The following is a 264-nucleotide window of genomic DNA, read 5'->3' as shown; positions in this document are numbered from 1 at the left end:
TGCTTCAGCGGCGGATAAGATGATCCAGACCAAGTACGCTTGCGAAGGCGGAAAGACGTTGGATGTCGTGTACGTCGGAGACTATGCCGTGATGCTGCAAATGGATGAGCTTGTCCCGCTGAAACGCGCCAAGAGTGCATCAGGAGTACGCTACATCTCTACCAGCAAAAACCACTCCTACGAACTCTGGGGGAAGAACAACGACATGAACCTTTCAACCCACGATGGCGGAAAAAAGCAAGTCGTTCTCAGTAACTGCAAGCC

Annotated in this window: 1 protein-coding gene; it reads left to right on the top strand. The window is 51.9% G+C overall.

The window, feature by feature from the left end; genetic code table 11:
- On the top strand, nt 1-264 hold a 264-nt coding region (locus OGY07_RS02890; protein ID WP_286598545.1), incomplete at both ends, for an MliC family protein.

The organism is Citrobacter sp. Cs237, from assembly GCF_030332325.1.
Classification (GTDB): Bacteria; Pseudomonadota; Gammaproteobacteria; order Enterobacterales; family Enterobacteriaceae; genus Citrobacter_A; species Citrobacter_A sedlakii.
This window is presented reverse-complemented; position numbering and strand designations above follow the sequence as displayed.